An 11,206-nucleotide genomic window follows, 5' to 3' on the forward strand; every position below is an offset into this window, starting at 1 on the left:
TCCTTAAAATAAACCTGACAAGCCAGGAGGTAATCCCATACCACTATTTGCAGACTTCATTGTTTCTTCTGAAATCGCTTCGGCTTGGCGTGCAGCGTCATTCATAGCAGCTGCAATCAAATCCTCAATCATATCTGGATCGTCTTGAAATAATTCTGGATTGATTTCAATGCGTTTTACTACATTACGGCAAGTCATTGTCACTTTAACCAAACCACCACCAGCTTCAGCATGCACTTCTTTCTGTGCAAGCTCTTCTTTCGCTTTCTTGATGTTGGACTCTACTTCCTTTTGCATGCGCTGTGCTTGTTGCATAAGCATGTTAATGTTCATTTGTATACTCCGAACAAATTTAAATTAGACTAAATCAAGACCACGTTGAATGTCTGCAATAATATCATCAACGTCTTCCAAACCTACTGAAAGACGAATCAAACCTTCTGCAATGCCAGCTGCAGCCTTCGCTTCATCAGACAATTTACCATGAGTAGTGGTTGCAGGATGAGTAATCGTTGATTTTGCATCCCCAAGATTTCCAGTAATAGAAATAAATTGAGTGTGATCAATCACTTTCCAAGCAGCTTCTCGCCCACCTTTTACCACGAATGAAACGATACCACCAAAACCTTTTTGTTGCTTCTTAGCCAAATCATGACCTACATGATCCGCTAAGCCAGCAAAGAATACTTTTTCGATTTTATCGTGCTGATGAAGCCACTCAGCAATCTTTTGTGCACTTTCAGAATGAGCCTTCATACGTAGACGAAGCGTTTCCAAACCTTTTAGGAAAACCCAAGCATTGAACGGACTCATAGAAGGCCCAGTTGTACGAACGTAGCCAAAAACTTCTTCAAGTAATTGATGACTACCTACGACAGCACCACCCAACGCACGACCTTGACCATCTAAATATTTTGTCGCTGAATAGACAACTAGATCCGCGCCCAATTTTAATGGTTGTTGTAGCACTGGCGTACAGAAACTATTATCAATTGCGAGTAAGGCATCATTTTCATGCGCGATATCTGCTAATGCACGAATATCAGCAATTTCCGATAATGGATTTGACGGAGATTCTACAAATAGTAGTTTAGTTTCTGGTTTGATCGCAGCTTTCCAAGCATCTAAATCTGTTAAATCAACAAAATTGACAGTCACACCAAACTTAGAAATGTATTTTTCAAATAAGGCCACGGTTGAACCAAATACTGCGCGAGAACATACAACATGATCACCAGCCTTTAAGAATGACATCGCCACCGCCATGATCGCAGCCATACCCGTACTTGTTGCCACTGCACGTTCAGCACCTTCCATTGCAGCCAATCTTTTTTCAAACATTGCGACTGTTGGGTTTGTAAAGCGAGAATAAATATTACCAGGCTCTTTCCCAGAGAATTTAGCTGCTGCCTCTGCTGCATTTGCATATACAAATGAAGAAGTTAGAAACATCGGTTCAGCATGCTCACCTTCAAAACTGCGTGTATGACCTGTACGAAGCGCTAATGTATCAAGTTGGTATTCAATGTCGTCTTGCTGGCTCATTGCTCTAAATCAGTCCTAAAAACTGCCTTTGTGAATAATTGCCAACATTTTGAGCGCCCAAAGCATTTAAGGTCAAGGTAAAATATATAAATATCGCTTAGACTTCGTTCAAATCACATGCTTATGAGATCTTCAACCTTCATGGAACATTTAAAAACTAACTGGCGTTCTAAACAAAGCAAGTTAAAAAATTTAGGGACACGCATTTTTTACGGTAAATCTTTGGTTTTATCTCAAGCAACGCCGTATGATGTGATAGGTACTCATAAATCGAGTAAAATTCGATATTACGCATCTGAAAATAAAAAATATGTTGAGCCATTGGTCTTTGTCGCGCCTTTAGCGATCAAGATGGATATTTATGATCTTTATCCATACCGTTCTCTTATTAAATATTATACAGAGCAAGGTTTTGATGTCTATTTATTGGATTGGGGACACTTTAGCTATAAGGATCGCGATCTCAACTTTTTAGGTTTTATTGATGATGCAATCCCGAATTGTATCGATCAAATACGCACACACGCTAAATCTGATCAAATTTCTTTACATGGCTGGAGTATGGCGGGAATATTTGTTCTGTTGTACACAGCGCTCAGACAGCCGAACCATGTAAAAAATCTAATTGTTTTAGGTAGTCCAATTGATAGCTTTGCTTCAGGCAGTATCGGAAAGCTATATGCTAAGATGAATCGCTATCTTGAAAGAACTCGTCTACTCAAACATAAAGTTTATAACGGTCGTATTCCTAAGCGCCTCATTCACTCCCCAGGTATTTTAAATGCAATTGGATTTAAAATTTTAGATCCTAAAGGTTGGTATGAAGGCCATAAACAATTATTACTGAATCTTGATGATAAAAAACTTTTGCATGAACACGCCACTTTAGGTTATTTCCTCAATCATATGATTGATTATCCTGCTGGGGTAAACCAAGACATGTTATTCAATGTCTGGTTAAGAAATCCGCTAAAAAATGGTTATATCGAACTTCAAGATAAGAAAATCGAATTAAAAAATATAGACTGCTCTCTTATGATTGGCGCTGGTTCAAGCGATCAAATGGTCACAGCTGATGCTGTTAGACCATTGACTGAATTGACAAATAGTCGTGATGTCACGTTTACTCTTATTCCTGGTGGGCATTTAGGTTTAATGTCGAGTCAAAAAAGTGCCGATCAATTTTGGCCTGAACTTGCTCACTGGTTAGCAGAGCGTTCAACACAAATAGAGTAAAGAAAATGACGACAGTTGCATTTATTGGATTAGGAGCAATGGGTTACCGTATGGCAGCCCATTTACCCAAACACTATGAATCAGTTTTGGTATGGAATCGAAATTTCGAGAAAGCCAAACAACATGCAACTGAATATCAAACACAAGCTGTATCACTTCAAGAAGCTGCCCAAGCTGATATCATTTTTAGTTGCTTACCAACGAGTCAGCAAGTCAATGAGATCATTCATCAAGTCGACATTAAATCTGGATCAATTTGGGTAGACTGTACCAGTGGCGTGCCTGATGCAGCTAAAGCACAACATGCTTTTTTAAAATCAAAAGGTGTATTTTTTCTAGATGCACCGGTTAGCGGACAAACTATAGGTGCTGAAAATGCGACTTTAACCTTCATGGTAGGTGGTGAAAAAGCTGCTTTTGAAGCTGCATTACCAGCAATGCAAGCCATGGGTAAACTGATTAAGCATGTAGGAGACTCAGGATCTGGTTTTGCTGTGAAAGCAGTGAACAACATGCTCTTAGCTGTTCACTTATGTGCCGCTGCTGAAGGTTTTACTGCACTTAAAGCACATGGTGTGGATTTAAATGAAGCTTTAGAGTGCATCAATGCTTCAAGTGGTAAAAGTGGTGTGACTGAAAATGTATTGCCTCAACGGGTATTAAATCGAAGTTTTCCAAATACTTTTGCCTTACCGTTACTGAGCAAAGACACTGGTATCGCAGTAGACCTCATTCATCAAGCAAAATTATCCGCACCTGTCATTACGCTTACTCAAAGTCTAATTGGTGCTGCTAATGCAATAGCTGAACCTAATAGTGATTTTTCGACAGCAGTTAAAATGTACGAATCATGGAGCAAAATTACCTTAGAATAAATTTTCGCCATTGAATTCAAATATAAAGCCCATATAATTGAAATGTGACAATATCAAATGTCCATTTCTAAATGAGGATACTCATGAATAAGTTTTTATTAGGTTTAATTACTGCTGTATCTGTTTCAGCTGGGGTTAATGCTTTTGCCGACACTACAAAAGAGTGTGAAAAACTTAAAGATGATTACAACATCATCTATGCATCAAAAGGCTTCTGTTTTAAAGATCCAGATACTAAGGCAAAGTTTGGCAATGAAAATTGCAATACAACTAAACCTAAGTTCTCAGAAAAAGAGCAACAAAAACTTGAATCTATTAAGCAACGTCAGAAAGAATTAAACTGTAAATAATTCAATCTAATTACATTCTGGGAATAGCTATGGCTTATGATGATCAAAATATTTTTGCAAGAATTCTACGAGGTGAACTTCCTGCAATTAAAGTGTATGAGGATGAGCAAGTTCTTGCATTTATGGACATTATGCCTCAGGCAGATGGTCATACTTTAGTCATCCCTAAATCACCTGCCGTAACTTTACTCGACTTGGACCCAAACACTGCAGCATACACGATTCAAATCGTTCAAAAAATTGCAAAAGCGATTGAAAAAGCACTAGATGCAAAAGGTATAGTGTTGATGCAGTTATCTGGTGCTGCAGCTGGGCAAACCGTGCCTCACGTACACTTTCATCTTATTCCAAGTTCAATTCATGAACTGGGTAAACACGCAGCACAAATGGGTGATCAAGAACGTATCAAGGCTTTGGCTGAGAAGATTAAAGCTGCTTTATAACAGATCCTCATAAAGAAAGGAGCTTTGGCTCCTTTTTTGTTTTTATGCCTTTAGATTACTATAAATTGTTTCTACCCATTTTAATGATAATGAAATAAATTCTTAATATTACTGACTTATTTGTAATGAATACTTAGCACCAATAGAGAACAGTAGTTACAAAAAAACTACTGATCATGATTATTAGGACAAAAAATCAGTCTTTACTGGAGCTAGAAATGAAAAAAACACTTTGCGCATTAGCAGTTGGGGCAACACTTATTACACCAGCAATCGCAATGGCAGCTGACGTTAAAATTTATGGTCGCGCACATGTTTCATTAGATTACCTTGATGATGGTAAAGATTATAATGAAGTAGGTCTATCATCTAACTCATCTCGTTTAGGCTTTAAAGCTGAACAAAAATTAGAAAATGGCATGACTGTTTTTGGCCAAATCGAACAACAAATTAACTTTACAAGTGGTAACACTGATGGTGGTACTGAATTTTCAACTCGTGATACTTTCGTTGGTTTGAAAGGTAACTTTGGTCAAGTAAAAGTTGGTCGTTTCGACACACCCTTTAAAGCAGCTCGTTCTCCAGTAAATTATTTCGGTGATCAAGTTGGTGATTTACGTAACGTGACTCGTGTAAGTGATCAACGTTTCGATGAACGTAATGAAAATACCATTGAATATAAATCTCCAAAATTCGGAAATGGTTTTAATGTTGCTGCTGCATTATCACTACACTCTGGAACTACCATCGATAAACAAGAGAATGGTCAAGCTGAAAAAGACAACAAAGCGTACGATCTTGCTTTGACCTACAAAGAAGGCCCTATCGATTTTGCTATTGCATATGCGATGTATGAAGAGAATGCAACGAATGCTCGTGCTAGTTCTGATCGTGATGCATTACGTATCGCTGGCGCCTACAAACTTACTGACAGCTTAAATCTTGGCGCATTCTATCAAATGGCTAAAGTTGACGGTCAGGACAATCGTGATTCAGATGTGTATGGTGTAGCTGCAGACTATAAATTAACACCAAAAACTACAGTTCGTGGTCAAGTTTTTCAACGTAGTGTAGATGCTGATGAAAGAGACTCAACTCTATTAGCATTAGGTGTTGAGCATCGTTTAGACAAAGCTGTGCGTGTTTATGCCAATTTAGCAACTGTACTTAATGATGAAAATGTTAATTTAAATCCATGGTCTCAAGCAAGAACGAATAATGTTGCAGGCGCCAACGGTGAAAATTCTACAGGTCTCTCACTTGGTTTCCGCTACGACTTCTAAATTAGAAAGGACAAAAAAAGCACACTTCAAAAGTGTGCTTTTTTATTGAAATAAAATAAATCCAATAACTTATATTTATCGTATATATACCAACCAATGTAATATTACTGTCACACATCAAACGTACCATCGCTGCAAGGTCTTTCCTGACGGCTTTTAAAGCAATAATTGGTACTATGCACTCTTTTGAAAACTTTCAACACAATTCAGACACTTACATTAATCGCGAACTTTCATTATTAGAATTCCATAAACGAGTTTTAGCTCAAGCTAAAGACCCTCACCACCCCTTATTAGAGCGACTAAATTTTTTAATCATCTTTTCTCGGAATTTAGATGAGTTTTTTGAAATACGCGTTGCTGGACTTTTAAAACAGATCGAATTAAATCAAATAACAACTGCGCCTGATGCTATTCCCAATGAAATTATTTTAGAACAAATATCTAAAACAACGCATCATGCGGTTCAAGAACAATATCAGATACTTAATAACGAGCTCATTCCTCAACTTAAATCTTATGGTATCGAATTTATTCAATATCATGGAATTTTAGATAAATATACTGAATGGATTCAAAACTACTTCAGTAAATTTATTCAACCAGTAATCACGCCCATCAGTTTAGACCCTGCCCATCCTTTTCCCCGTTTAGTCAATAAGAGCCTTAATTTTATTATCACGCTTGAAGGTAAAGATGCTTTTGGTCGTCAGATTGAGCTCGCGATCGTACCTGCACCGAGAACTTTACCAAGGGCGGTCAAAATTCCTGATGACTTATGCAAAGATAAGCAACATTACATCCTGTTGTCGGCTATTCTGCAACAACATATCAATGACTTATTTCCAGGAATGAAGGCGACAGGATGCTACCAATTCCGTGTTACACGCAATGCTGACTTAAATTTAGCTGACGATGTAGACGATCTGGCAGTTGCTCTTAAAGATGAACTTTCTTCGCGAAGATTTGGACGTGAAGTTCGACTTGAAATTGATCACAATTGCCCAGAAACGATTAACCAATATCTACTTGAACAATTTGATTTAGAACCTTCACAACTCTATCGTGTTCAAGGCCCTGTAAATTTAGCTCGATTATTTTCAGATTTTGATTGTCCAGATTTAAAGTTTAAACCCTATCAACCCGTGATACCGAAGATACTAAGACAATCAAAAAGTATATTTGATGTATTAAAACAACGTGATGTCCTTTTACATCATCCTTTTGACTCATTTTCACCCGTCATCAACCTGTTAAAAGAGGCTGCAAAAGACCCTAATGTCTTGGCAATTAAGCAAACTCTTTATCGCAGCGGACCAGATTCAGAGATCGTTCAGGTCTTAGCAGAAGCAGCACGAAATGGTAAAGAAGTTACTGCGATTATTGAATTACGTGCTAGATTCGATGAAGAATCCAATATCATGGTCGCCAACCTCCTACAAGAAGCTGGAGCTGTTGTTGTGTATGGTATCGTGGGCTATAAAACTCACGCTAAAATGATTCTGGTTGTTCGTAGAGAAGCAGATCATCTGAAACGGTATGTTCATTTGGGAACTGGCAATTATCATGCTGGTAATGCAAAAATGTATACCGATTACGGTCTTCTGACCACTGATGATGACATTTGTGAAGATGTCCATAAAATCTTTCAAGAATTGACAGGTATGGGAAAAATGGCAAAGCCTAAAAAGCTGTTCCATGCACCTTTTACCTTGCATGAACAGCTTTTAAAACTCATTGCCAATGAAATCCACCATGCTAAGACTGGTCATAAAGCGCATATTATTATCAAAGTTAACGCTTTAACTGAACCTAAATTAATCGCGGCACTTTATCAAGCGTCAAATGCAGGTGTTCAAATCGATCTGATCATTCGTTCCATCTGTTCATTAAGACCTCAAGTACCACAGTTATCAGAAAATATCCGCGTCAGATCCATTGTAGGACGTTTTTTAGAACACACACGGGTCTACTATTTTCTAGATCAAGGCAATGAGAAATTATATTGTTCAAGTGCAGACTGGATGGGACGTAATTTATTTTCAAGAGTAGAAACTTGTTTTCCGATTGAAGATAAAAAACTAAAGAAAACGATTATTAAAGATGGTCTACTGAATTATCTGAACGATAATCAACGTGCTTGGGAATTAGATCAAGAACATCAATGGAACAAAGTATGCCCAACTGATGATCAAGAAATTTTTATCGCTCAAGAATATCTAACCAATCTACGTCAAATGTAGTGATCAAACATTAAGTGTGATCCACAATGTCCTTAAATTGAGCATCTAATACTTGGGCCAATGATTGAGGATCTAATCCAATATCTAGCCCTCGTTTTCCACCACTCACGTACACCTTTTTAAGAGAACTTGCCGATTGGTGAATGACTGTATTAAGTCGCTTTTTTTGAGCAATTGGACTAATCCCACCCACTAAGTAACCGGTCAGTCGCTCAGCCACTTTCGGATCAGCCATTTTAAGTTTTTTACAACTGAAAGCATTCGCCGCCTTTTTTAAATTAAGTTGATGGTCCACTGGTAAAATTGTCACAAAATAATTGACATCATCTGTCACTAGAAGTGTCTTAAAAACTTCATGTACAGATAAACCCAATTTTTGAGCTGCTTCTAAACCAAAACTTTCAGCATTAGGATCATGCTCATATTCATGAACAGAATAATCTATCTTTTTGTTTTTTAGAAATTTACAAGCTGGCGTCATGATGATTTCAGGCATTTAATAATGGCATTATTATAAGAAAATATTGAATCAATTTTAAAGTTTTTCTGATCTATTTATCTTACTCATCAATATATTGCAAAACTACAACACTCCAATTTATCTAGGGCTTGACCCCAATCACCAGCTTACTTATGATTTTTGCAAATTGAATTTGTACGGTTACTATTTTGCTTTTTTTACAACGTTTACAATCACCTCCCCCATCCTTTACTTTCCTTAAATATAGTTTAGTTCTATCATCGTGTATCGTGTTTGTCGGTTGCTCATCTTTAGGTGGTGGTTCAGTACAAAAACGCGCCGCAAAACTTTCAACAGGTATTCAAAAGGCATACTCTGTACACCCAGACACCGCAAATAGGGTTTCACCACTAATTGTGCAAAGTGCGCAACAATTTGATGTCGACCCCCTGTTAATGGCCGCTCTTATTCGACAAGAATCGAGTTATCGAAATTATGCAGTATCACCAGCAGGTGCTGTAGGTCTTACCCAAATTATCCCTAGATATTGGCAACAATCTTGTCCAGGTGACCTTTTTCAAGAAAATATTAATATACATTGTGGGACTTTTATCCTATCAAAATATAATCAATCTGCTGGTAGCTGGAAAAAAGCACTGGCCTATTACAACGTTGGACCTACTGGATACAACACAAATCGAAAAATGAAAAAACAAGGTAAACGTTATGCCAAACAGGTTAAAGAGCATAAAAAAATTTTAAAATCACATTTATAAAAAAAGCCTCTTATGAGGCTTTTATTCTATTGTGTAATTGAAGATGCGATTTTTATTTTTTCAGGAACTGTTTCAATCACTTTTGTCCTTTTAATACATAATACGGCTATTGCACCAATTACTGCTGGTATAGCAACGGCAATGAAATTCCATTTGTGCGGCAATTCCATTCCTAAAAGAATACCAATGACAATGGGGCCGACAATTGCACCTATACGCCCTACTGCTGAAGCCCAACCAATCCCAGTTGAACGTACAGCAATTGGATAAGATTGCGCTACATAGCTATATATTAAAATACTTGTACCAATTGATGCTGCACCAGCCAATGCCACAAGTAGATAAATAACCATTGGCGGCGAATTGAAACTTAATCCAAATAAAGCAAAAGCTCCAATTACAAACATCGTAATCACTACAGGTTTGAGATGAAATTTGTCTGCTAGAATTCCACCACCAATAGTACCGATGACAGCGCCAATATTTAATGAAAGTAAAAACGTTAAACTACTTCCTAAAGAATAACCTGCAGCCATCATTAACTTTGGTAACCAACTTCCTAATGCGTATGTCATTAAAAGACACATAAAAAAGCAGCACCAAAATAACAACGTCGTTGTCGCTCTATTATCAGTAAAAAGAGATTTAACCGATGCATCAGGTAGTTTAATTTCGTTTAGAACCAAATGAGTTGACGAATTAACATTTAAATCTGCATTGATCTTATTAATAATTTCTGAGGCAGGTTCATAATTTTTTTGTTTCACTAAAAATGTTAGTGATTCAGGCATATACTTCCATATAAACGGTAATACTAATAATGGAATTCCTGCAATAAAGAACATAATCTGCCAACCAAATTCAGGTGTAAATCTTACACCCAATAAAGCCGCCATAATTCCGCCAACTGCATAGCCACTAAACATAATCGTAACTAAGGTACTTCTCAATTTTTGTGGTGCATATTCAGAAGTTAAAGTTACTAAATTTGGCAAAACACCGCCTATACCAAGTCCAGCAATAAATCTTAAAATTCCAAATTCTGTTGGATTACTTGCGAATCCTCCTAAAAAAGTAAAACCACTGAACAAGGTTACACAAATTAAAATAACTTTTTTTCGACCAATTTTATCTGCCAACATACCAAAAAGCATCGCACCAAACATCATTCCCGCTAGCGCTGTGCTCGCTAATAACCCAGCTTGGACAGAAGTCATACCCCACTCTTGCATAAGAAGTGGCAACGTTACGCCATTAATTGCTAAATCATAACCATCAAAAATTACGATAAATAAACACCATAATACGATTGATAAATGAAAGGGTTTAAATTTTGCATTATCAATTACAGCATTCACATTCATTGTCTGCGCTGTCATTTTTATCTCACCTCCAATTGTGAGTATTTTTAAAATAATGAACCTAGATTCATATTTTATATAAATGCAATAAATTAGGATTTTTGTCTATACAACTTTCTAGTGGACTATTCATTTAATAGATTGATTAATAATTCAATTGGCATAAAAAATCATGAAAATTCAAGTTTTAAGAGTTTTATATTTTTTTTAGTTACTAAGAATGAATTCTTATATAACCTTTCGACTGAAACCATAATTTTGAATACTCAATATACAAATTTGGATTGGCATTTTATTTAATAATTAACTTTGATGCTCTTTGTAAATAAAAATTTCATTGTAAATCATTCATTTTTTGAACCATTCACTATTGTTTATTATTTAGCTTTTCAACTAATTTATTGGGTTGTTTTATATGATATTAGCCTTATCAGTAAGCCATTTATTGTTTGGCATAAATTAACTGAATGGAGCTTCTTATTTAGTTAAAAGGATTTAATTATTTTCAAATTCAATTTTTTGATATAAAAAAACACCCCCTTGTATTGAAGGGGGTGTTTAGAATAATGAGCTGGCGATGACTTACTCTCACATGGGTAACCCCACACTACCATCAGCGCTAAGAGGTTTCACT

The 11,206-nt window shown here is 36.6% G+C and carries 11 protein-coding genes; 7 read left to right on the forward strand and 4 right to left on the reverse strand.

Features of this window, described 5'->3' with window-relative positions:
* Positions 1-3: 3 nt before the first annotated feature.
* Positions 4-333 (reverse strand): YbaB/EbfC family nucleoid-associated protein, encoded by a 330-nt coding sequence (locus AC1M9P_RS13630; protein ID WP_481587965.1) that lies wholly within the window; start codon positions 331-333, stop codon positions 4-6.
* Positions 334-357: 24 nt separating this feature from the next.
* Positions 358-1,545: an O-succinylhomoserine sulfhydrylase gene (locus AC1M9P_RS13635; protein WP_481587966.1), complete on the reverse strand. Its 1,188-nt coding sequence runs from the start codon at positions 1,543-1,545 to the stop codon at positions 358-360.
* 141 nt (positions 1,546-1,686) lie between these two features.
* Between AC1M9P_RS13635 and AC1M9P_RS13640 the strand changes: the two genes are divergently transcribed.
* From AC1M9P_RS13640 to ppk1, 6 genes are all read left to right on the forward strand, one after another.
* Positions 1,687-2,781, forward strand: a complete 1,095-nt coding sequence (locus AC1M9P_RS13640) for an alpha/beta fold hydrolase (protein WP_035266546.1) — start codon at positions 1,687-1,689, stop codon at positions 2,779-2,781.
* Positions 2,782-2,786: 5 nt separating this feature from the next.
* Positions 2,787-3,656 carry an NAD(P)-dependent oxidoreductase gene (locus AC1M9P_RS13645; protein WP_481587967.1) on the forward strand — a complete coding sequence of 290 codons (870 nt, stop codon included), beginning with the start codon at positions 2,787-2,789 and terminating at the stop codon, positions 3,654-3,656.
* A gap of 83 nt (positions 3,657-3,739) precedes the next feature.
* On the forward strand, positions 3,740-4,006 hold the full coding sequence (locus AC1M9P_RS13650; RefSeq protein ID WP_481587968.1) for a YARHG domain-containing protein: 267 nt from the start codon (positions 3,740-3,742) through the stop codon (positions 4,004-4,006).
* A 29-nt stretch (positions 4,007-4,035) separates the two neighbouring features.
* Positions 4,036-4,449 carry an HIT family protein gene (locus tag AC1M9P_RS13655; RefSeq protein WP_481587969.1) on the forward strand — a complete coding sequence of 138 codons (414 nt, stop codon included), beginning with the start codon at positions 4,036-4,038 and terminating at the stop codon, positions 4,447-4,449.
* A 218-nt stretch (positions 4,450-4,667) separates the two neighbouring features.
* Positions 4,668-5,732 carry a porin gene (locus AC1M9P_RS13660; protein ID WP_035266542.1) on the forward strand — a complete coding sequence of 355 codons (1,065 nt, stop codon included), beginning with the start codon at positions 4,668-4,670 and terminating at the stop codon, positions 5,730-5,732.
* A 176-nt stretch (positions 5,733-5,908) separates the two neighbouring features.
* Positions 5,909-7,975 (forward strand): polyphosphate kinase 1, encoded by a 2,067-nt coding sequence (gene ppk1 / locus AC1M9P_RS13665; protein ID WP_481587970.1) that lies wholly within the window; start codon positions 5,909-5,911, stop codon positions 7,973-7,975.
* Positions 7,976-7,985: 10 nt separating this feature from the next.
* On the opposite strand, the gene ybaK is transcribed toward ppk1, so the two are convergent.
* Entirely contained in the window at positions 7,986-8,456 is a 471-nt protein-coding gene (ybaK, locus tag AC1M9P_RS13670; protein ID WP_180028959.1) for a Cys-tRNA(Pro) deacylase, read from the reverse strand.
* A 266-nt stretch (positions 8,457-8,722) separates the two neighbouring features.
* Here ybaK and AC1M9P_RS13675 point away from each other — a divergent pair, with 266 nt between their 5' ends.
* On the forward strand, positions 8,723-9,211 hold the full coding sequence (locus AC1M9P_RS13675; RefSeq protein ID WP_481587977.1) for a lytic transglycosylase domain-containing protein: 489 nt from the start codon (positions 8,723-8,725) through the stop codon (positions 9,209-9,211).
* A 26-nt stretch (positions 9,212-9,237) separates the two neighbouring features.
* On the opposite strand, the gene AC1M9P_RS13680 is transcribed toward AC1M9P_RS13675, so the two are convergent.
* Positions 9,238-10,590 (reverse strand): MFS transporter, encoded by a 1,353-nt coding sequence (locus tag AC1M9P_RS13680; protein ID WP_481587971.1) that lies wholly within the window; start codon positions 10,588-10,590, stop codon positions 9,238-9,240.
* Between the last annotated feature and the right edge of the window lie 616 nt (positions 10,591-11,206).

The organism is Acinetobacter sp. 25-47-122 (assembly GCF_056779695.1).

Excerpts from the sequence above, each read along its gene's own strand:
- AC1M9P_RS13630 (WP_481587965.1), bottom strand. The coding sequence starts at position 333 with ATGAACATTAACATGCTTATGCAACAAGCACAGCGCATGCAAAAGGAA.
- AC1M9P_RS13635 (WP_481587966.1), bottom strand. The coding sequence starts at position 1,545 with ATGAGCCAGCAAGACGACATTGAATACCAACTTGATACATTAGCGCTT.
- AC1M9P_RS13640 (WP_035266546.1), top strand. The coding sequence starts at position 1,687 with ATGGAACATTTAAAAACTAACTGGCGTTCTAAACAAAGCAAGTTAAAA.
- AC1M9P_RS13645 (WP_481587967.1), top strand. The coding sequence starts at position 2,787 with ATGACGACAGTTGCATTTATTGGATTAGGAGCAATGGGTTACCGTATG.
- AC1M9P_RS13650 (WP_481587968.1), top strand. The coding sequence starts at position 3,740 with ATGAATAAGTTTTTATTAGGTTTAATTACTGCTGTATCTGTTTCAGCT.
- AC1M9P_RS13655 (WP_481587969.1), top strand. The coding sequence starts at position 4,036 with ATGGCTTATGATGATCAAAATATTTTTGCAAGAATTCTACGAGGTGAA.
- AC1M9P_RS13660 (WP_035266542.1), top strand. The coding sequence starts at position 4,668 with ATGAAAAAAACACTTTGCGCATTAGCAGTTGGGGCAACACTTATTACA.
- ppk1 (WP_481587970.1), top strand. The coding sequence starts at position 5,909 with ATGCACTCTTTTGAAAACTTTCAACACAATTCAGACACTTACATTAAT.
- ybaK (WP_180028959.1), bottom strand. The coding sequence starts at position 8,456 with ATGACGCCAGCTTGTAAATTTCTAAAAAACAAAAAGATAGATTATTCT.
- AC1M9P_RS13680 (WP_481587971.1), bottom strand. The coding sequence starts at position 10,590 with ATGACAGCGCAGACAATGAATGTGAATGCTGTAATTGATAATGCAAAA.